We start from the raw sequence: 21,657 nt of genomic DNA on the forward strand, positions 1-21,657 counted from the left end.
ATGGGTGATTTTTTTGTAAGAAGGCCCATCGTGGCCATGGTTATTGCCATCGTCGTACTTATTGTCGGTGGACTTTCTGCACTTCAACTGCCAATGGAGCAGTTTCCGGATATTACACCACCAATGGTGCAAGTGAGAGCTAACTATACGGGTGCTAACGCGCTTAATGTTGAACAATCGGTCGCTACCCCGCTCGAACAGCAGCTCAATGGCGTTGAAAACATGCTCTATATGGAATCAACGAATTCTAACGATGGTAGTATGTCAATAAAGATTTCATTTGAAGTTGGTACCGACCCCGATATGAACACGGTTTTTGCTCAAAACAGAGCCTCCGCTGCCACAGCGAAGTTACCCGAGGAGGTAAAACGCTTGGGAGTTACTACTCAGAAAAGTATGAGCAGCATTGTAATGGCCCTTGCGGTGTACAGTGATGGCCGGTATGATCAGGAATTTCTCGGTAACTACTCCATCATCAATATTCAGGATATACTGGCGCGAGTGCAAGGTGTCGGACGCGTCCAAGTAATGGGAGCCAGCGATTATTCCATGCGCATCTGGATTAAGCCGGATCGCTTATCACAACTCAACCTGACCGTACCAGAAATTACCTCTGCTATTCGTGAACAAAATGTCATTGTACCAGGCGGTAAGTTTGGTGCTGAACCTGCCCCCGAAGGAACTGAGTTAACCTATACAGTGACGCTTCCCGATCGCCTGATAACCGAAAAAGAATTTGGGGAAGTAGCTATTCGCACGAATAAAGATGGTAGTCAGATAAAGCTCAAAGATGTGGCTACAATTGAACTGGGAACTGAAAGTTATGACACAGATGCACGATTCAAAGGAAAACCTTGTGCGTTAATTACCATTTATCAGTCTCCTGGAACCAATGCGGTTGCTATGGGCCAAAGCATTCTTAATACAATGGACGAACTGTCATCCTCTTTTCCAGAAGGGGTATCATACGATGTCGCACTTGACGCCACAGCCCCTATTACAGCAGGGTTAAAAGAGGTAGCTATTACTCTGATAATCGCACTCATTCTTGTGATACTGGTCGTATTCGTTTTTATTCAGGATTGGCGGGCAACCTTAATCCCGACCATCGCTATTCCTGTATCACTAATTGGCGCTTTTGCTGTATTCCCCATGCTGGGTTTCTCCATTAACACCTTATCACTGCTAGGCCTTGTATTAGCTATTGGTATTGTGGTGGACGATGCCATCGTAGTGGTTGAGGCTGTTCAGGTGAATATTGAAAAAGGAATGAATCGACGCGAAGCAACTATCGCTGCCATGAAAGAAGTGACGGCACCTGTTATTGCAACTACCCTTGTACTAATTGCTGTATTCATCCCCGTCGCCTCCATGGGCGGTATTACAGGCCGTCTATATCAGCAATTCGCCATAACCGTGGCTGTATCTGTCTGTTTTTCTTCCGTTAATGCTTTGACTCTCTCACCGGCACTAGCTTCTATTTTGTTACGCAAACCCAAATTACCCGGCGGGCTATTAGGGCGTTTCTTCAAATCATTTAATACCGCGTTCGATCGTGGTTCTACTAATTACATGAAGGTCACCAATATTGTTGCTAGGAAGATCACCCGCAGCATGCTTTTTATTGGACTCTCCATTATTCTCATTATCGTGGCTAGCCGCTTTGTCCCAGGCGGGTTTATTCCTGAAGAAGACCAAGGTTATTTATTTGTTAATATCCAATTGCCCGATGCAGCTTCTATTCAACGCACAAGGGAAATAATGAGTGAAATTGAGCAGCTTCTTTCAACGGTTGAGGAGATTGAAAGTGTGTCGGGGGCATCTGGCTTTAACCTATTATCTGGAAGTATGTCAACCAACGCAGGGGTTGTGTTTATTACACTAAAAAAATGGGATGACCGCAGCCTTAAAGCCAATGACGTTGCCAGAAAATTAAACTATATGTTTCATCAGACCATTAAAGAAGCCCAAGTGTTTGCCTTTGGTCCTCCAGCTATTCCCGGCCTGGGCAGTGGCTCAGGTTTCTCCCTAATGCTTCAAGATAAATTAGGTAAATCCCCTCAGTACCTGGCAGAAGAGGCTAGTAAATTTATTACAGAAGCCCAGAAAAGACCAGAAATAGCCAATATTTTCACAACGTTTAGAGCTAATGTTCCCCAAAGGCGCTTGAACATTAATCGTGATAAGGCACTAAAAGCCGGTGTTCAGCTCAACGACCTTTACACCACAATCAGTGCTTTCTTGGGAGGAGCTTACATCAATGATTTTAACCGCTTTGGTCGTTTATACAAAGCCTATTTGCAAGCTGCCCCTGAATTTCGCCAGGATGGTGAGCAACTCAATATGTTTTTTGTTAAGAATAAAGATGGCGAAAGCGTCCCTCTATCCTCTTTTGTATCAGTTGAAAAAAGTTATGGAGCTGATTTCACCAACCGCTTTAATCTCTACCGATCAGTTGAGCTAACTGGTTCACCGGCGCCTGGTTACTCATCGGCTCAGGCTCTTGATGCTTTAGAAGCTGTTGCTGAGGATATTTTACCTCCGGGCATGGGGTATGAGTGGGCAAATATGTCGTACCAAGAAAAAAAAGCAAGTGGTTCGGGGTCCATGGTATTTGTGTTTGCATTGATATTTGTGTTCTTAATTTTGGCAGCGCAATATGAAAGCTGGTCATTACCTTTCAGTATTTTGTTAGGAACCCCTTTTGCTGTGCTTGGAGCCATGTTATTCATTATGATAGCCCGCTTCTTCAGCCCCAGCTTTGAAAATAATGTTTTTATGCAAATTTCATTGGTGATGTTAATAGCCATGGCGGCTAAAAACGCCATTTTGATTGTTGAATTTGCCAAAATAAAATTTGATGAAGGCATGAGCCTGTTCGATGCAGCCATCGAATCAGCAAGACTGCGCTTCCGCCCAATATTGATGACAGCCTTCTCTTTTATATTAGGCGTTTTACCCCTTGTAACTGCCTCCGGGGCTGGTGCAGAGGCTCGAAAAGTGATGGGTATGGCCCTTTTGGGGGGTATGACTATTGCCACCATACTAGGGGTAGTAATGTATCCAATGCTTTTTGTCTTTATTGGAAAGATTGCCAGGTACGAGGAAAAAAGAGCCATAGCTAACCAAAAGAAAGAAGAGGAATGAAACAAATTAAATTCATAATAATAGTTGCCTTTGCGGCAGTTCTACTTGGCAGCTGCCGAATGGGGAAAAATTACGCACGTCCGGCAATCGAAACACCAGAAAGCTTTATGTTTTCTGGTGCCGACACCACCTTCAACGCATCGTTAGGGTGGTGGGATTTATTTGATGACACTGTTCTTGATACTTTAATCAGAAAAGCTCTTGAGAACAATAAAGATCTGTTAGCTACCGCTCAAAATGTTGAAGCTGCTCGTCTCCAGATGGCCATTCAAAAAGCTGAACTATGGCCTCAATTGAACTACTCGGCCTCTGCCGGCAGAGGGAATTTTCAAGCCCTGAAACTCCCGGAACCCACCAACGCGTTTAGCGTGATGGGCCAGGCCAGTTGGGAAATTGATTTCTGGGGAAAAATCAGACGAATGAATGAAGCGGCAAAGGCACAGTATCTGGCCTCTGAATACGGATTAAACGCCTTACGGTTGTCACTAATAACCACTGTTGCCTCTACCTATTTTCAGGTGATAGAGTTTAAGACCAAAACCTTGATCGCTGAGCAAACCTATGCAATTAGAGATAGCTCATATCTTCTTTTAGAAGAACGTTTTGAAGCCGGAATAATTCCTGCTATCGATGTGAATCATTCTAAAATTCAAAAAGCGATAGCGGCAACGGCCATCCCAACATACAGACGTTTAGCAATCCAGTCAGAAAACTTACTAAGTGTATTGATCGGTGAAAACCCCAAGAGTTATCAATTAGATTCACACATTTTAGATAACTGCCTTAATATCCCAGATATTCCTGCAGGAATACCCTCTGAGATTCTCAACAGGCGTCCTGACATTTTAACGGCAGAGCAGCAATTAAGAGCGCAAAATGCGTTGGCTGGCGCAGCTCAGGCTGCGCGCTTGCCAGCTTTAAATTTAACCGGTATGCTGGGACTGGCCAGTGATGACCTGAGCACACTAACCTCTGGCGATCCTGCCTGGAATGTTAGTGGCAGTTTGTTAGGCCCTATTTTCAACTGGGGAAAAAATGCGAAACGGGCCAAAGCCGAAAAAGCCCGAACAGAAGCGGCTGTGTATTCGTATGAAAATACCGTTCTTAATGCGTTTAGAGAGGTTGAAGATGCTCTTATCACTATTGAAACACTCAAAGAGGAGGAGGCTGCAATCAAAGAACACGTTGAAGCAGCTGTTGAGGCCGCTAAACTCTCAGCCGAAAGGTACGACAAAGGAATTGCCAGCTACATTGAGTTTCTCGAAAGTCAGCGGCAGGCTTTCGATGCACAAATGCTTCAAACCGGCAATAAACAAGATTTACTGGAAGCCTACATCAAACTCTACCAGGCACTGGGCGGCGGCTGGCAGTAAACTAATAGTGCTTCTTACAACAAAACGGCGCCTCAAAAGTGGGCGCCGTTTGTTGTTTATGTCTTGTTACTTACTTTAAACTATTTCACCAATTTAGTGAGGAATTTCCGAACAGCTTCAACCGACTCTAATTTATAGTTTGCACTTGTTCGCTGAATCCCAACTTTAACAGTAATAGCCTCTTGCGGTAACTCCTTAAACATATACTCATCCGTCCAGTCATCCCCCATGGCCATGATATAGTCATATTTTTCGTTGTGAATAAACTGGTTAGCAGCAATGCCTTTATTGATACCTCCGCTTTTAACTTCGATTACTTTACTGCCCTCCATGATCTCCAGATTCAAATTACCAACTAAATCAAGCAGCTCATCCTTCAACTCATTAGCACGTATTAAACTTTGCTCTGGCTCTGCTTTGCGATAATGCCATACCAGCGAATAATTCTTTTCCTCAATGAACGAACCGGGTGTTCGATCGACAAAACGCTCTAATACAGGACGAATTACCGGCATCCAATCGTTATTAACTTTCGTCAGGGCCTGCCAGTCCTCACCACACTTGCGAAGCCAAACACCATGCTCACAAATCAGGTTAATAGGCACATCGGCAAACCACTTTTCTAAAGTGGCCCGATCCCGTCCGCTAATTATTGTAACCGTATTGTCCTTATCATCAATCAGGCGATTCAAAATACCATAGAGCTCCTTGTTAGGCGTTGCTTCCTGCGGATTCTTATGGAAAGCTGTAAGGGTTCCATCGTAGTCAAGAAAAATAGCACGCTTCTTAGCCTGACGATAACGCTTATTAATATCCTCAAATACAGCGCCCATAATCTTCTTGGCTAAAAACTCTTTCTGAATGCGCTTAACATTCTCTAAAGCCTCAACAAATTCGCCAGCCCATTTGAAAACCGAATAACGCTGAAGACGTTCCTGCAGGTAACTCATCCGCTCTTTTTGTTCGTGCAGCGGCATGGTAAGCGCGCGATGTAAGGCTTCAGCAATTTCATCCTCATTAATCGGATTAATAATTATTGCCTCTCCCATTTCTTTGGCCACACCAGCCATTTCACTCAATACGATAACCCCTGTTTTGTTGCCTCTTGAAGCAACATACTCTTTGGCTACCAGGTTCATACCATCACGAAGCGGCGTGATTAAAGCTACATCAGACATGTTGTACAACTCAACCAGATTTTCAAAAGGCATCGCCCTGTAGAAATACCAAACGGGTGTGTAGTTGATGTTGCCATACGTTCCATTAATATTACCAACCAGCTCATCCACCTCTTTCTTAAGCATCATGTACTCTTCAACCTTCCCTCTACTTGGCACGGCCAACATCACCAGTGTGACCTTACCATGAAATTCGGGATATTTCTCGAGGAATTTTCTGAAAGCCTTCAGGCGCTGCGGAATCCCTTTAGTATAGTCGAGTCGGTCGATGGATAGAACCAAACGCCTGTCGGGCGAAGTCATAAAGTATTTCTCCAGCTCTTTATGCAGGTCTGAACGCTCCTGAATTGATTTATGCATAACGGCTGCAGACGTCTCCTTAAATTTATTATAGTCAATTCCCATTGGGAAGGAATCAGCCTTAATGATACGCTCCTCTGCATGAATCTTGTTAAAAGCAATCTCATAGCCATACAAACGACGGACCGAACTTAAAAAGTGTCGCTCATAGTCGTATATATGAAAGCCTAAGAGGTCAGCTCCCAACATTCCCTTCAGCAGCTCCATGCGCCAGGGTAAAATACGAAACACCTCGTAGGATGGAAATGGAATGTGCAAAAAGAAACCAACGGTAACATTGGGCTTAATGGACTTGATCATTTCCGGAACGAGCAGCAGTTGATAGTCATGCACCCACACCGTATCGCCATCCTCTGCCACTTCCAAAACTTTATCTGCAAAACGCTGATTAACCTTCTTATAGGTCTCCCAGTTAACGGGTGAATAATCAACATATTGGGTGAAATAGTGAAATAGTGGCCAGATGGTTTTATTGCTAAATCCCTCATAGTATTCAAGAATTTCTTGCTCACTAAGTGGAACAGTCACACAGCTCTTTTCTAACAGTAACTTATCAATAGCCGTTTCCTCGTCTGCTGATAAGGTATCTGAATTAACACCTGACCAACCAATCCATTTGCCCCCATACTCAGTATAAACAGACTTCAGGCCGGTGGCTAATCCCCCGACACTTTCAATCAAGTCATATCCTTTTTCCTCTTTAACTAAGCTATATGGCAACCTGTTGGCCACAATGTGTAATTTTGACATAGGCATATATTTTGATTTTTACGTTTGACCATATTTGCAGACCGTATATGAATATAGCAGGATAACCGGTCTGCCCTCTAACACAGGCTTCTGTATTAGTCGAATAAATGATTTATTAAAAGAAAACTGCAAATAGTAGTATTATTAAAAAAATACCTTTTTTTTTGCAGTTCAAAGCAAATATACATTTTTATAAATTATATCAAAGTTTGCTGAGAAGAAGTTCAAAGAAAAAACAAGCATAAGTTGGATTGCATATGAAGAACCTTGATTACGGTATCATTGGAAATTGTAGAAGTGCTGCTCTGGTTTCGAAAACCGGTTCGGTCGATTGGTTATGCCTGCCACACTTCGCGGCTCCTTCAACCTTTGCAAAACTGCTGGACGAAAATAAAGGTGGTTTTTTTAGTGTCGTGCCTAATGAAGCGTATGAAACAGAACAGTTTTACATTCCCCGCACAAATATCCTGGTAACCAAATACACTTGTCAGTCAGGTGTTTTTGAGCTACACGATTTTATGCCGCGCTACCGTAACGAACACGGTGTTTATTACACGCCGCCCGATATTGTTCGATTTATTAAACACATTTCAGGTTCGGTAGATGTAGTGGTTAACTTTGAACCTCAACTGGTTTATGCGCAATCGAAAACTGCGGTTGACGTTGAAGACGAGTATATAAAGGCCTACACAACCGAAGGAGAATATGACTCCATTTATCTCTATTCTTCCTTTGATAAAACAAGCATAAAAGAGAAGTTACCTGTTACAATCAAGCAGAACGAGTACCTATTGCTTAGCTACAATCAAAAGCTATTAAAGCAATCAACCGATCGCTCGTATCTGAAGCATCAAAGAACTAAGGTATACTGGCTCAACTGGTCGGACAAAACCACCAGCTTTAAAAAATATGAAGAGGAGATCAACCGAAGTGCTTTAACGCTGAAACTGCTCAACTATCAAAAGTCGGGTGCCATTTTAGCAGCAATTACAACTTCGCTCCCCGAAACAATTGGAGAGGTGCGCAACTGGGATTACCGTTTCTGCTGGATTAGAGACGCATCCATGGTGGTTAAAATCATGTCGGAACTGGGACATGAGCGCATTGCCGAACGTTACCTCAATTTCATCATCAGCCTGATGCCCGAAAAAGGTCAAAAGATGCAAATCATGTACGGCATCCATGGTGAAAAGGAGCTGCACGAGATGGAATTGAACCATCTGGAAGGCTATGAAGGCAGTCAGCCTGTTCGAATTGGCAACGCCGCCTATGTTCAGAAACAAAATGACATTTATGGCATTTTGATGGATGTGATGCTGCAATATTTCGAGCGTTTTCGTTCAACACTTGGTAATAGTGAGGATTTGTGGACCATTGTTCGCAACACGGTTAAGGTAGTGGATGAAAACTGGCAACAACCCGATAAGGGCATTTGGGAAATAAGAAGCGAAGGCAAGCACTTCACATTCAGTAAAGTATTGTGCTGGGTAGCCATTGACAGGGCGCGTAAGATTGCGCAACTTTTAAAGCGTGATACATATGCCAAAAGATGGAAACAGCTGGAAGAAAAAATTGCGGCCGACATACACGCAAATGCCTGGTCGGAACAAAAGCACACATTCACCCAATCGTATGGCTCAAATGATTTAGATGCTGCCGTCCTGCTCATGGAATCCTATGGTTTTATCAGTGCCGATGATCAACGCTACAAAAAAACAGTTTTGGCTATTCAGAAAGAGCTGGAGCATGACGGGTTAATGTACCGCTATAAAAACGAAGATGATTTTGGCGAGCCTCAATCAGCCTTCACCATCTGCTCCTTCTGGTTAATTAACAGCCTCTATAAAATTGGACTTAAGAATGAAGCCAAGCGCAAGTTTGATGCCTTACTGGCGTGCTCAAATCACCTGGGACTGTTTAGTGAGGACCTTGATTTCAAAACACGTCGCCTTTTGGGGAACTTCCCTCAAGCCTATTCGCATTTAGCAATCATCGAAACGGCCATTACACTGTCAGGCGCCCAAATTTCTAAAGAAGCCCAAATAATGAAGTCCATTCATTTATAATGAAAAGCACTCTGTATAATAAGAAAGCCGGCTAATTGCCGGCTTTCTTATTATGTTATCTATCAGAGAACTTCGAGCGCTCTCTTGGCATAAACTACTCTGCACTTGCAGGTACCTGACCACGCATGCTCATAATATCTCTGTCAAACATGTATAAGTTGTGGTCTCCTAAAAGTCTAAGCTTATCATTAATGGCAGAAACAGATGCCTCTTCCTCAATCTGCTCATTTACAAACCATTGAATCCAGTTGTGTGTCGTAAAATCCTTTTCTTCCAAACACACCCCAACAATCCCGTTAATTAACTCTGTCACATACTGCTCGTGCTCGTATACCTTTTCAAAAACAACTTTGATATCCTTATATTCGGCCGGTGGCTGCTCAACCGAAGGAATTATTGCCTTTCCTCCCCGCTCATTCACATACTTAATAAATTTCATCATGTGTAAGCGCTCCTCTTCGGCCTGCGCATATAACCATTTGGCTGTGCCTTCATACCCATTGGTATCAGCCCAAACGGCCATAGCCAGATATAAATTAGACGAATAAGCTTCCTTTTCAATCTGATTAATCAGAATTTCCTCTACTTTTTTCTTAAGCATAACAGTTAAAAATTAAGATTTTCATTAACAAATATACACTTATTAAACCATCCAGATTACAGGCTGTTTAGCGCTATACTTATTTATACTCATTCCATACAATTTTATCCAGCTATTTGGAAGTTGAGCAAAAATCAGCATTTTTGCGTTTCGGAATTAAAGGTCTTCTAATGTTTTTTAGAACATTTTGACTCTTAATTTTTTATAAATGAAATCTTTATTCCATTATGATTAAAAAAGTATTAGTTGCTAACCGAGGCGAAATTGCGGTCCGTGTCATGCGATCGTGTCGCGAAATGGGCATTCGATCGGTGGCCATTTTCTCAGAGGCTGACAGAACGGCAATGCACGTAAGATATGCCGATGAAGCCTATTGCGTTGGCCCGGCTGCGTCAACCGAAAGTTATCTTAATATTAAAAAGATACTGGAGGTAGCTCAAACATGTAAAGCCGATGCCATTCATCCTGGTTATGGTTTCTTGTCTGAAAACGCACATTTTGCAGAAGAAGTTGCTAAATCAGGCATCATTTTTATTGGTCCATCGGTCCATGCTATCAACACCATGGGCGATAAACTCACCGCCCGGCAGTTAATGATCGACGCGGGCGTACCCGTTGTACCTGGCACCAAAGAGAATATTAACGATCCTCAAAAGCTTAAAAAAATAGCTGACGAAATTGGCTATCCGGTAATGCTAAAAGCCAGTGCCGGAGGAGGTGGAAAAGGGATGCGCCTGGTACGCGACGAAAAAGATTTGGTCAACGCATTCGAGATGGCCAAATCGGAAGCTCGTTCAGCCTTTGGTGATGATGCCGTTTATATTGAAAAATACATTGAATCGCCGCACCACATAGAGTTTCAGATAATGGCCGACCAACATGGCAATTATGTACACCTCTTTGAGCGCGAGTGCTCGGTGCAACGGCGCCACCAAAAAGTAGTGGAAGAAACCCCTTCTCCACTGATGACGCCCGAACTGCGCAACAGAATGGGCGAACAGGCCATTGCTGCGGCCAAATCGGTCGATTATGTGGGTGCCGGTACGGTTGAGTTTCTGGTCGATAACCAACTCAACTTCTACTTTTTAGAAATGAATACCCGGCTGCAGGTGGAACACCCCATAACAGAGCGTACAACAGGGGTTGACCTGGTTAAGGCTCAAATTAACGTGGCCAATGGCCTGCCGCTTGAATTTAAGCAAGAAGATTTGCAACAGCATGGCCATGCCATTGAATGTCGTATTTACGCCGAAGATCATAAAAACAACTTTATGCCCTGCCCAGGGGTGATTAAAAATATTACCGAACCAATGGGGCTTGGCATGCGCACCGATGGCTATGTCTATGAAGGCTATGAAATCCCGTTCCATTACGATCCAATGATATCCAAGCTCATATCGTGGGCCCCCACCCGAAAAGAGGCCATTGACAGGATGAAACGTGCCCTGTACGAATACAAAATCACCGGTGTAAAAACCTCCATCCCTTTTGTGGCCCGTATTATGGAAGCCAAAGACTTTGTGGAAGGCAACTACGATACCCATTTCATTGAAAATAACATGGACTTTTTGATGACGGAAGAAGACGACTGCACCGACTACTGCGAAGACATCGCCCTGTTTGTTGCCTTTCTGGACTACACTCAAAAACTTAAAGATGCAGCAGACAAAACAAATGTTGCAACGCCCAACCAATCGGCCTGGAAAGAGTATGCCCGCCGTAAAAACATTTTACGATTATAAAATAAGCGACTATGCCAATAGAATTAAAAATAGATACTCGCCGTGCCAGAATTAAAATTCTTGAGCAGGATGGCTCCAAATACAAAGTGGATATTGACGGACGTGTTTACGATCTGGACCTGATAAAAGTTGAATCCGATACTTATTCTATTCTACTCAATGGCCAGTCCATAAACATGGAAATGATTGAAGGAGATAGCCTGAATGAGTACAAGGTGAACACCATCAACAGCTACTATGAAATTGAAGTTATTGATGCGGCTACACGTTACCGCAATGCTTCTAAATCATCACTCGATGAAGCAGGCACTACCATCTCCACCCCTATGCCAGGTAAAATTGTAAAAATACCAGTAAAGGAGGGCGATACCGTTGAAAAAGGCCAGACAGTGATCATTGTGTCGGCCATGAAAATGGAAAGCGAATACAAAAGTGCCATCGATGGTGTGGTAAAGCACATATACGTTACCGAAGGTGATGCGGTGGAAGGCAACCAGCCATTAATAGAAATTGAATAACCAATTAGTTAAAAGCAATGCAAAGTTTAAAAGATAAATATAAGAAATTCGAAGAGCTTAACCGCGAAGCAGAAGCCGGTGGCGGTAAGGCGCGCGTAGAAAAGCAGCATCAGGGTGGCAAACTAACTGCCCGTGAGCGCATCGAAGTATTTTTAGATGCCGGTACTTTTGTTGAACTGGATAAGCTGGTGAAACACCAATGTAATAATTTCGGCATGGAAAAAACACATTTTCCGGGCGATGGGTTTATTACCGGCTACGGTAAAGTAGATGGGCGCCTGGTCTATGTTTTTGCACAGGACTTCACCGTATTTGGGGGATCACTAAGCCGCACCAATGCCGATAAAATCATTAAGATTTCCAATCTGGCCTTGAAAATGGGAGCGCCCCTAATTGGACTTAACGATTCCGGCGGAGCACGCATCCAGGAAGGAGTGCAGAGTTTAGCCGGTTATGGCGATATATTCTATTTAAATGTGAAAGCATCAGGTGTTATTCCTCAAATTTCCGCCATTATGGGACCTTGTGCCGGAGGTGCTGTCTACTCTCCTGCCCTTACCGATTTTATTTTTATGGTGAAGGATACCAGCTATATGTTTGTGACCGGCCCCGAGGTGATTAAAACCGTCACCCACGAGGAGGTCACCAAAGAAGAGCTGGGTGGAGCCAATACACATAATGCTAAAAGTGGTGTGGCACATTTTATGGGCGATAATGATGAACATACGCTCATGATGATACGTGAACTTCTGAGCTTTATTCCATCCAATAACATGGAAGATCCGCCGGTTTTACCAACAACAGACGACATACGCCGCGAAAGTGCTGAGTTACAGGATCTGATACCTGCCGATCCGAATAAACCTTACGACATGCACGATTTGATTGGTAAGGTAGTTGACAACCAGCATTTTTTTGAGGTAATGCCTCATTATGCGCAAAATATTATAACGGGATTTGGGCGGATGGCCGGACGCACTGTAGGGATAGTTGCCAACCAACCGAACTATCTGGCTGGTGTGCTCGACATCGATTCATCAACCAAAGGGGCCCGCTTTGTGCGTTTTTGTGATGCCTTTAATATACCCATTGTCACCTTTGTGGATGTACCCGGCTTTTTACCCGGAACCGTTCAGGAATATGGCGGCATCATTAAACATGGAGCTAAACTACTATATGCCTATGCCGAAGCCACTGTGCCAAAAATAACCATTATCACCCGCAAAGCTTATGGTGGTGCCTACGACGTAATGGCCTCCAAGCACCTGATGGCCGACATTAACTTTGCCTACCCAACAGCAGAAATTGCAGTTATGGGCCCTGAAGGAGCAGTAAATATCATCTTTAGAGGCGAAAATGATGACAAGGCCAAAGCCGACCGTGTTGATGATTACCGGGAGAATTTTGCCAACCCATACAGAGCTGCTGAATTTGGTTATATAGATGAAATCATCATGCCTAAAGAAACGCGCTTCAAGCTTATACAGGCACTTGAAATGACACAAAACAAGAGTGAAGCAGCGCCTTTGAAAAAACATGGAAATATGCCCCTATAAGAATTGTCCGTTGTTTTGAAAAATGCAGAAACTGTCCGTTAATAAAACGGGCAGTTTTTTTGCGTATTTTTCACTTTACGCTGATGAAGATTCGGCTTTCAGCAATTGTGACTACAAAACAATAAAAGCCATATAAGTCCATAAGTATCCTTTCAATGCTTCTCGTAGCTCTGCCTTTGCATTGCCCTCCCACCATAGTACCTTCATATTAGCCAACTTGTTTTGTTTAACTACATATTCAGTATTGAAAGTAAGGCCACTTCAGTTTTTCTCCTATCTTTACAAAAAACGCTACAGAATATGCATACAAAGTCCTTATCCAACTACCTGATTGAAAAAGCTTCGGGTGAAAAGGTCTATTTTGAAGGTCAGAAACTGGTTGATTCACTGATCCGCTCGGGAGCCAGTCAAGAGTTGGCTAATCAGATCCTGCAAGCTATCAGTTTGGAGTTGCACGATGGCATGCAGACCAGCGAAATTTATCAAAAAGCGTATCATATATTAAAAAAGCAGGAACGCAAAACAGCGGCCAACTACCGCCTTAAGCAAGCCGTTTTTCAGCTGGGCCCTTCAGGCTATCCTTTTGAATACTTTGTAGGCGAACTATTCAAGGCACGTGGCTTTAAGGTAGAAGTTGGTAAACTGGTAAACGGCTACAGCGTGCGACATGAGATTGACGTGATCGCCACCAATTCCCATAAGCATATATTTGTAGAGTGTAAGTTCCATAACTACCAAGGCACCAAAACCAATGTCATAGTGCCCATGTATATTCGTTCACGGTTTAACGACCTCAACCGGGCACGTCAGTTCGACGACCAGCTGAAGGAGACCAATACACAAGGATGGATCATTACCAATACGCGTTTTACCGAAGATGCCATCAAATTTGGTCGCGATTACGGCTTAACCCTGCTCGGATGGGACTACCCGGCCAAAGGCAACCTGAAGGATTGGATTGAACTGGAAAACCTCCATCCGATTACTTGCCTTTCATCCATTACGCAAAAGGAGAAAAAAGCATTGCTTGATAAAGGGGTGGTGATGTGTAACGACCTGTATAAAAAGATTATGACCCGTGACACTCTGCCCCTAAAACCGCGCAACCTAAGAGCGTGTAAAAGGGAATTAAAGGATTTCATCGAAGAGTAAAGAAGGTATCCGCAGCGTCTGCTCTTAACCTTAAACCAGATTGAGCACATAAGTGTGCTCATTGGCAGCCGCCTGGAAGCCCATGTTCTGCAAATAGTTCTGATGATCACTATTTTTGGTGTTACTCACCAGCTGTTTAATACCTTTATCAATTAATGCCTCGTGGTATTTTTCAAGCAAGAATTTACCGGTTTTATAGTCGCGGTAAGGCGGTGTTACATAGTCTAAAAGCACCTCTGACACCCCATTTTGGGGCGGTGTACTAATAAACACACCGGCTACATTCATATCGCGCAAGGCCATTAGAATATTACAGCCTTCAATCGCCTCTTCTCTAAATGCCGGGAAAAAGCGTTGAATGTCCTTGGCATGCCTCCTGAGAAATAAACTCACAAACTCCTCTTTGGCGGTCATCCAGATACCATCAAACATTTCCTTTTTAAACAGCAAAGCACGCAGGTAATAGATGTTAAAGAAACAAATGAGCAGATTCATGATGCCCACCGGCAATGCATCAATATAAAACCCATAGAAGGAAAACAGTGCAGAGCCTATCAGGTTAAAAACCCTAAGCTTAACAATGGAAGAAAGGCTAAGTGATATTAGTACGACTGTGGAAGCTCCATAGCCAATCCACTCAATTAATGGCAGATCCAGAATTACAGTTGACATAACAAGGTTTAGTTAGTTAGAACTTGCTAAATAAGCAATATTACTTTAAACCTGCAAAATAATATCAGACGTGAGCAACGTTAGGTAGTTCGCTCCAGTGATCGCAAAAACAAAAAGATGCTTGAGCCTGTAAGAACCATAAAAATGACGCCAATAATTATAAAAGCCTGACTTAAAGATAAGCGGTCGGTCATATAACCAAAAAGTGGGGCCAATATCGAAAAATTAGCTCGTATGATTAAACTGCGAATAGAAAGTACCGTCGCTCTCCTATCAGAAGAGGTAATGCGGTTGATATAATCTTTCAGCACCGGCGTGGCTATACCTCTTGAAAAATAAAAAAACACCATAACCGGTAGCACATAAATGGAATGCAAAAGCCCGGCCGCTATAAACGCTCCAGTTATAACCAAAGTAGTACCCCAAACCGTTGATTTGGGCCTCAGTTTCTGTTCTATTTTATAGGCAAATAGAGTTGTCATTCCCACCACCAGGTTTAAAACAGTACTGGTGGTACCAATATGCAGCTCTCTAAACCCTATTTCTTTGAGATAAAGAGGGTACACCCAGGCCATGGTAAGCGTAGCCGAGCCAATGATAGAGGAATAGATGATGTTGTATCGCAGGCTGCGATTTGTAACCATGGCATACTTTACCACATTGAAAATATCGCTCCAGGTGGCCTTTTGTGTGCGGGTATAAAGCTGCGGCTCGACCAGCATAAAGGCGGCCGGCACCGCAATAAAAGCAATACCCGTCTGAAAAAAGAAGGGTGTTCGCAAGCTAATTTCTGCCAATGCGCCTCCCAAAAAGCCAGCAATAGCTTCGCTAAAATTACCTACCGAAAAATTTCGCCCTTCGTATTTCAGGTACTTCTGCTCTCTGCCATCAGCTTTCAGACTATCGTATAACAGAGCCGAGTCGGCACCACTGATAAAGCTTTGGCCAATCCCCAAAATGAGTTCTGCTGCCAAAAATGCATAAAACCCGGAAGTGAATGAATAAATGGCAAAGCCCAAGGTTCCCATAATGCTGCCAATTATCAGAGTACGCCTTCGCCCCAGCACATCGGCCGCATAACCTGATGGAATTTCAAATATAACAATAGCGATGCTGTAGATGGCTTTGAGCTGAAATGACTCCTCCACGGTAAAGCCTAAATCCTGAAAAAACAGCATCATAATGGGCATCGTGAGCATGAACCACTTGGCTATTTTTATCAGATAAAGCTTTGTTATATTGCCTGCATACATGGTAAACTATTTCTTATATTCTGATGGCCTGTTGCTGCCACTACTTAACTCATTAATTATAGACTATGATTTAACACTATTTTGATAGTGTTTTTCTGAATAAATCATCAAAAAGATAGCCAGCATCAATAATACAATACCTACCCCATAAGTGAAGCTAAAGCCATACCACTCGTACAATTGAATACCAATTATTGGCGCAAACAAGGCTCTTAACCCGGTTAAAAATAGATGAACAGACTGGTAATCGGCCGCTTCATGCGACTGACAAAAATAGCTACTGCCAATCCCCCACAGAATGGGCATGCTGCCGGTAAATACGCCGTTAAAAAACAAAGCTACCAGAAACAGGTAGTATATTTTATAATAGCCCAACTCAAAATAATAAGGATAGTACTGGGTTAGAGCCGTAAAAGTTATAAAGAGCATTAGTGAACCAAACGTCAGAATGGCAAAACGACGGGGATCTCGATTGCCAATTAGTTTTCCGAAAAGTGGTAGCAGAATTATGGCTATCAGATTGAATATAATATTGTAAAGGGCAACCGTTGGATAGTTCACATCTAAAGCCTCCTTGTAGAAAATGGTGACCACAGCATGGGTACTCATCCAGGCAAAACCATAAATAATAAAACCAATCTCCATGTGCCGGAAAGGCTTATTCAATCGGAGAATTTCCATGATGCGCTTAAACGAACCTCCAACAGCATGCCAAATGGGTTTAGTGATGACTTCTGACTTTTGAATAAAGTCAATCTTTGTGAGCTGATAAACTGAAATAACTCCCAGAATACCAACTACCGGGTAAAACAGTTTATACGAATTAGCATTAAAGTGCAAGAGTTCGCCCACTAAAAACGTAGATAGCAACACGCATACCTTATTAATGGTGGTGGCGTAACCAAATAGCTTCCCGAACAATTGATGACGGTAATTTCCTTTGAGGTATTGATTAATTGACGGGACCACTGCAATTTTTGAGGTATGAAAAAGCAGGAAAACCGTCAGAAAAATCAAATGATAAACTTCTGGCAGCCCGTTTTCCCCTGTTATGTTGGGGAAAAATACAAAGCCAACCAATGGCAGGCGAGTAATAATTCCTGTTATGCGTAAAAACCGCTTTCTGTTGGCAAAACGTCGCATTACTTCATTGGCAACCATAGCAAACAAAAACACGACCATGCTAAACTGAAACAGGAAAGCCAACTGTACATTAGATCCCTTTAGGGATTTAATAAAAATAAACTCATTAAGAATCAACGCTCCGCTGGCAATGCCATCGATACTGCTGTAAAATAAATGCAAACGGAATGTGCGTGCTTCCTGTGTGTTGAGCTTACTGAAAATATTCATAGCGCGCAAAGTTAAGCTTTTTAAAGAAAAGTTGCCCGCATCCATTTACTAAGAAGAAATTCATGCGACGCTACCCAACCTGCTTGGCGTATTGTATTCCCCTGGAAACAAAAAGCTTATGCACCCGTCATGCATTTTAATGGCTTAACTCAACCACCAAAAAATCATTTGCCGGCACTTGCAGTGACAATCCCTCACGAATGAGCCTTTCACTTCCAATGGCTGCTTCGCAATGTCCTTTCAGGGAGTGAAGCTCTAATTTTGAGGGCCGCAGTATTTGCATTAACTCAAGGGCATGTGCGGGTACTTTAACCATAATTTTGGAGTCTGCATTGGAAAAATTGCAAACGATGAGTAAGCGCTGCTCACTGCTGTAACGCAAAAATGCATACACCACATCCGAGCTTAAATAAGGATTGTCTTTATTGTGCCACATAACATCGTAAAAGCGCCCCTGGCTGATCGCGGGCTGCTGGCACAAAAGGTTGATAGCGATATAGGCTTCCCTCAAAGAGCGCTGTTCATCTGAGAGACCTGCTCCATCGAAGCGTCCTTCGTTCATCCATTTCTGATGCTCGGGCAAGTGCCAGTAGTCGAAAATAGTCGTTCGCCCGTCATCACCACTAAAACCGCAAGGCCCTTCGCCCTGCTCTCCTACCTCTTGCCCATTGTAAAGCATTAATGGTCCCTGGTGTAAAAATGCGCAAACAGCCATGGCCGGAATGGCCATTTCAGGCTGTCCGGCAATAAAACGAGAGGCCAGTCGCTGTTCATCATGGTTTTCCATAAACCGAAGCATGTAAGGATCCATTCCTTGCAAAGCCAGCCAACAATGAGAGATATCACTGGCTGGCTGTGCCCCTTTTAGAACGCCAATTAAGGTATCGTAGAGCCCCACTTTATCGTACAAGAAGTCAAAATGCCCCTGAAAAACATAGGATTGATAAAGAGATGGATCATACACCTCTGCAATAAAAACTAAATGAGGAAAGGCCGTTTTAAGTTCAGGTATCACCCACTCCCAAAACTGCACCGGCACCATTTCAGCCATATCACAACGAAAACCATCTACGCCTTTAGCAGCCCAATAGAGCAAGACCTGCTTCATCTTCAACCAAGTATCGGGAGGTGGTGTAAAACCGTTTGGTTGTCCTCCTTTGTAATCAACTCCATAATTGAGTTTTACAGTTTCGTACCAATCGTTGATACCTGGACGAGATGTAAACGAATCATTACCTGTTACTTTGGCCGGATATTCATCATACTCCCAACCAGGAAACTTTTCCAGAAGCTCCGTTGGCAATTGGAGTTTTTCGTTGGGCAGGTAATAAAAATTGTTGGCACATGAAAAGCTCACCGACGAATCGTCTGTTGCTCCAAAATCAACCACTCTTGGAGGTTTGCTATCTGAAGCATAGTCCCGGGCAAGATGATTCGGCACAAAATCGATAATCACTTTCAGACCTGATTCGTGCACTCGTGCTATTAAGCTCTCAAACTCCTCCATCCGTTTGGCAACATTTTCAGCCAAATCGGCACTCACGTCATAATAATCCTTAATAGCATATGGCGAACCGGCTTTTCCCTTAATTATCAGAGGATTTCCATTTTCTATTCCAAGATCCGGATACCCTTCAGTTTGCCCATGCTCAATAACTCCGGTCAGCCATAAATGGCTTATTCCCATTTGATGCAGTGCCTGAAGCGCGCGCTCATTAATCGCATTGAATTTACCACAACCATTCTCTCTTCGGCTGCCATTCACCTTCATTTGCCGTTGCAAGTTCCCAAACAAACGTGGCAGAAGCTGATAGATTATTATCTTTTTCTTACTTTCAATTTTTTCCTTCATGGCAACCTATCTTCTTAATAATCATTAAGATGTTAATTCTTCAACCTTTGTCTGCATTAGTAAATTTGCTTTGGCGGCGTATGTTTTAATACTAAAGCCGTTCGACTTGGCAGGTATAAATGCAGGCGATGTCTGCTCGACATTTGTGCCTCAGGTCGGGTATAGTAATCAATGCTGTCATCAACACGGCTGAACCCTCCAAAATCGGCAGCATCAGAATTAAGTATTACATTGTACTTACCTGCTGGTGTTGAGATGCCATAAAAGGTAAACGACTTTAGCGGATTGAGGTTAAATACAAAAAGCAGTTGTTTGCGCTTGATGGCCAACACCTGGTCGTGCTCGTTAGCTTCCAGGCACTCGCTACCAGAGTCATTCAAAAACTGCTCGCTTTGTTGCAGGCTAATCATGGCCATATCAAAGGCATTTAGTTGCTCATAGCGCAGCTCCGGGTTATCCAGCAAACTCCATTGCCGTCTGGCATATTGATAGGACCAATTATTACCCGCCCTGGGAAAATCAATCCATTCGGGATGACCAAATTCGTTGCCCATAAAATTGAGGTAACCATTACCAGCACAGCAAAAAGTCATCAAACGAATAAGCTTATGCAAAGCCATTCCCCGGTCAACCGTCAGGCTGGGATCCTTTTTACTCATCGCCCAATACATATCTGCCCCTATCAACCTGAAGATAATTGTTTTATCGCCTACCAGCGCCTGATCATGCGATTCGGCATAGCTAATCGTTTTCTCCTCGGGACGTTTATTGGACAGCTCATAAAATAGATTCCCAACTGCCCATTCTTCATCTTTCTGTTCTTTAATCAGTCGGATCCAGTAATCGGGCGTGCCCATGGCCAATCGAAAATCAAAGCCCAAACCGCCCTGTTCAATGGGCGATGCCAATCCGGGATAGCCGCTCATCTCCTCCGCAATGCTCATCGAGTTGGCATTACATTGTTTCATCAGCTTATTGGCTAAGAGCAAATAGCTGATGGCGTCCTCATCCTGCCCCCCATCAAAATACTGCTGATAATCGGTAAAACTGCGCTCCAAGCCATGGTCGAGGTACAGCATACTGGTCACACCATCAAAGCGAAACCCATCAAAGTGATACTCCTCCAGCCAGTACTTCACATTGGACAGCAAAAGGTGAAGTACTTCATTTCGGGCATAATTGTAACACAACGAATCCCAGGCTAGGTGCTCTCGCCGGTGATTATCGTGAAAAAACTGGTAAGGAGAGCCGTCAAAGAGTCCGATGCCCTCCAATTCGTTTTTAACAGCATGCGAATGCACAATATCCATAATAACAGCCATGCCCAAGCCATGTGCCTTATCAATCAGCTCCTTTAGTTCATCAGGCGTTCCAAAACGTGAGCTGGCAGCAAACAGACTAGATACATGGTAGCCAAAAGAACCATAGTAGGGATGTTCCTGAATGGCCATTAGCTGAATGGTATTGTAACCCGCCTTTTTAATATGTGGCAAAATCCTTTCGGTAAATTCCTTGTAAGTACCAACCCGTTCGTCTTCGGTAGCCATACCAATGTGGGCTTCATAAATCAAGGGCACTTCAACTTTTTGCCTCTTTTCATCATTTTTCCACTCAAACGATTCTGAAGGACACCATACCTGCGCTGCAAAAAGCTTTGTTTCCTCATCCTGCACAACCCGTGTTGCCCAAACCGGAATACGCTCTCCTTCGCCGCCGGGCCAGTGCACTTTCAGTTTATACAGATCCTCATGAGCCAGCAATTGCTTATCAATCACTAACTCAAACAATCCATGCTCCTTTTTCTCGAAGAGAAAAGGCGCTTGTTCCTGCCACTGGTTACATTCGCCAATCAGATACATCTTAATGGCATTGGGTGCCCACTCTCGCAACACCCAGGTATCGCCATTGTCGTGCAGACCATAATAGCGGTAACCATTGGCAAAATCATACAAGGATGTTTGACTTAACTGCTTTTCTTTATTTATAGCCGCCTGAGTACGTTTAAGCAGAATCGATTTGTAGGGCTTTAAAAAGGCATCTGTCTCTGTAATGTGCATGGACATAGTTAAAAATAATTCAAAGGA

General features: G+C 43.3%; 14 protein-coding genes. 7 read left to right on the forward strand and 7 right to left on the reverse strand.

The features are described 5' to 3' along the window. Together ACSX1H_RS15085 and ACSX1H_RS15090 are read left to right on the forward strand one after the other, a co-directional pair. The gene (locus ACSX1H_RS15085) at positions 1 to 3,147 is read left to right on the forward strand and encodes an efflux RND transporter permease subunit (protein ID WP_439185056.1); all 3,147 of its coding nucleotides are present in this window, start codon (positions 1 to 3) and stop codon (positions 3,145 to 3,147) included. After that, positions 3,144 to 4,520 carry an efflux transporter outer membrane subunit gene (locus ACSX1H_RS15090; RefSeq protein WP_439185057.1) on the forward strand — a complete coding sequence of 459 codons (1,377 nt, stop codon included), beginning with the start codon at positions 3,144 to 3,146 and terminating at the stop codon, positions 4,518 to 4,520. Before ACSX1H_RS15085 ends, ACSX1H_RS15090 begins: the two co-directional genes overlap by 4 nt. Before the next feature lie 80 nt (positions 4,521 to 4,600). Here ACSX1H_RS15090 and ACSX1H_RS15095 read toward each other — a convergent pair whose 3' ends face one another. After that, positions 4,601 to 6,808, reverse strand: a complete 2,208-nt coding sequence (locus ACSX1H_RS15095) for a bifunctional alpha,alpha-trehalose-phosphate synthase (UDP-forming)/trehalose-phosphatase (protein ID WP_439185058.1) — start codon at positions 6,806 to 6,808, stop codon at positions 4,601 to 4,603. Positions 6,809 to 7,065: 257 nt separating this feature from the next. Here ACSX1H_RS15095 and ACSX1H_RS15100 point away from each other — a divergent pair, with 257 nt between their 5' ends. Beyond that, positions 7,066 to 8,874: a glycoside hydrolase family 15 protein gene (locus tag ACSX1H_RS15100; protein ID WP_439185059.1), complete on the forward strand. Its 1,809-nt coding sequence runs from the start codon at positions 7,066 to 7,068 to the stop codon at positions 8,872 to 8,874. A 94-nt stretch (positions 8,875 to 8,968) separates the two neighbouring features. Here ACSX1H_RS15100 and ACSX1H_RS15105 read toward each other — a convergent pair whose 3' ends face one another. Then, positions 8,969 to 9,475 carry a ferritin gene (locus ACSX1H_RS15105; protein WP_439185060.1) on the reverse strand — a complete coding sequence of 169 codons (507 nt, stop codon included), beginning with the start codon at positions 9,473 to 9,475 and terminating at the stop codon, positions 8,969 to 8,971. A gap of 227 nt (positions 9,476 to 9,702) precedes the next feature. Between ACSX1H_RS15105 and accC the strand changes: the two genes are divergently transcribed. From accC to ACSX1H_RS15125, 4 genes are all read left to right on the forward strand, one after another. Continuing rightward, positions 9,703 to 11,217, forward strand: coding sequence for an acetyl-CoA carboxylase biotin carboxylase subunit (accC, locus tag ACSX1H_RS15110; RefSeq protein ID WP_439185061.1), 1,515 nt, complete (start codon positions 9,703 to 9,705; stop codon positions 11,215 to 11,217). 11 nt (positions 11,218 to 11,228) lie between these two features. Continuing rightward, positions 11,229 to 11,735: an acyl-CoA carboxylase biotin carboxyl carrier protein subunit gene (locus ACSX1H_RS15115; RefSeq protein WP_439185062.1), complete on the forward strand. Its 507-nt coding sequence runs from the start codon at positions 11,229 to 11,231 to the stop codon at positions 11,733 to 11,735. A gap of 17 nt (positions 11,736 to 11,752) precedes the next feature. Continuing rightward, complete coding sequence (locus tag ACSX1H_RS15120) at positions 11,753 to 13,291, forward strand: acyl-CoA carboxylase subunit beta (RefSeq protein ID WP_439185063.1); 1,539 nt, start codon at positions 11,753 to 11,755, stop codon at positions 13,289 to 13,291. 300 nt (positions 13,292 to 13,591) lie between these two features. Beyond that, a complete protein-coding gene (locus ACSX1H_RS15125; RefSeq protein WP_439185064.1) occupies positions 13,592 to 14,443 on the forward strand; it encodes a restriction endonuclease in 852 nt (283 codons plus the stop codon). Positions 14,444 to 14,473: 30 nt separating this feature from the next. Here ACSX1H_RS15125 and ACSX1H_RS15130 read toward each other — a convergent pair whose 3' ends face one another. From ACSX1H_RS15130 to ACSX1H_RS15150, 5 genes are all read right to left on the reverse strand, one after another. Further along, positions 14,474 to 15,115 (reverse strand): hypothetical protein, encoded by a 642-nt coding sequence (locus ACSX1H_RS15130; protein WP_439185065.1) that lies wholly within the window; start codon positions 15,113 to 15,115, stop codon positions 14,474 to 14,476. An 80-nt stretch (positions 15,116 to 15,195) separates the two neighbouring features. Beyond that, positions 15,196 to 16,314, reverse strand: a complete 1,119-nt coding sequence (locus tag ACSX1H_RS15135; protein WP_439185066.1) for an MFS transporter — start codon at positions 16,312 to 16,314, stop codon at positions 15,196 to 15,198. A 117-nt stretch (positions 16,315 to 16,431) separates the two neighbouring features. After that, positions 16,432 to 17,721, reverse strand: coding sequence for an MFS transporter (locus ACSX1H_RS15140; RefSeq protein WP_439185067.1), 1,290 nt, complete (start codon positions 17,719 to 17,721; stop codon positions 16,432 to 16,434). Between the two features lie 136 nt (positions 17,722 to 17,857). After that, on the reverse strand, positions 17,858 to 19,573 hold the full coding sequence (locus ACSX1H_RS15145) for an alpha-amylase family protein (protein WP_439185068.1): 1,716 nt from the start codon (positions 19,571 to 19,573) through the stop codon (positions 17,858 to 17,860). A gap of 56 nt (positions 19,574 to 19,629) precedes the next feature. Further along, entirely contained in the window at positions 19,630 to 21,630 is a 2,001-nt protein-coding gene (locus tag ACSX1H_RS15150; protein ID WP_439185069.1) for an alpha-amylase family glycosyl hydrolase, read from the reverse strand. Positions 21,631 to 21,657 lie beyond the last annotated feature (27 nt).

The sequence above is a fragment of the Carboxylicivirga taeanensis genome (genome assembly GCF_051851475.1).
Classification (GTDB): domain Bacteria; phylum Bacteroidota; class Bacteroidia; order Bacteroidales; family Marinilabiliaceae; genus Carboxylicivirga; species Carboxylicivirga taeanensis.

Coding starts and splice junctions, on each gene's coding strand:
- ACSX1H_RS15145 (WP_439185068.1), bottom strand. CDS start 19,573: ATGAAGGAAAAAATTGAAAGTAAGAAAAAGATAATAATCTATCAGCTT.
- ACSX1H_RS15115 (WP_439185062.1), top strand. CDS start 11,229: ATGCCAATAGAATTAAAAATAGATACTCGCCGTGCCAGAATTAAAATT.
- accC (WP_439185061.1), top strand. CDS start 9,703: ATGATTAAAAAAGTATTAGTTGCTAACCGAGGCGAAATTGCGGTCCGT.
- ACSX1H_RS15130 (WP_439185065.1), bottom strand. CDS start 15,115: ATGTCAACTGTAATTCTGGATCTGCCATTAATTGAGTGGATTGGCTAT.
- ACSX1H_RS15120 (WP_439185063.1), top strand. CDS start 11,753: ATGCAAAGTTTAAAAGATAAATATAAGAAATTCGAAGAGCTTAACCGC.
- ACSX1H_RS15090 (WP_439185057.1), top strand. CDS start 3,144: ATGAAACAAATTAAATTCATAATAATAGTTGCCTTTGCGGCAGTTCTA.
- ACSX1H_RS15140 (WP_439185067.1), bottom strand. CDS start 17,721: ATGAATATTTTCAGTAAGCTCAACACACAGGAAGCACGCACATTCCGT.
- ACSX1H_RS15105 (WP_439185060.1), bottom strand. CDS start 9,475: ATGCTTAAGAAAAAAGTAGAGGAAATTCTGATTAATCAGATTGAAAAG.
- ACSX1H_RS15085 (WP_439185056.1), top strand. CDS start 1: ATGGGTGATTTTTTTGTAAGAAGGCCCATCGTGGCCATGGTTATTGCC.
- ACSX1H_RS15100 (WP_439185059.1), top strand. CDS start 7,066: ATGAAGAACCTTGATTACGGTATCATTGGAAATTGTAGAAGTGCTGCT.
- ACSX1H_RS15135 (WP_439185066.1), bottom strand. CDS start 16,314: ATGCTCACGATGCCCATTATGATGCTGTTTTTTCAGGATTTAGGCTTT.
- ACSX1H_RS15150 (WP_439185069.1), bottom strand. CDS start 21,630: ATGCACATTACAGAGACAGATGCCTTTTTAAAGCCCTACAAATCGATT.
- ACSX1H_RS15095 (WP_439185058.1), bottom strand. CDS start 6,808: ATGTCAAAATTACACATTGTGGCCAACAGGTTGCCATATAGCTTAGTT.
- ACSX1H_RS15125 (WP_439185064.1), top strand. CDS start 13,592: ATGCATACAAAGTCCTTATCCAACTACCTGATTGAAAAAGCTTCGGGT.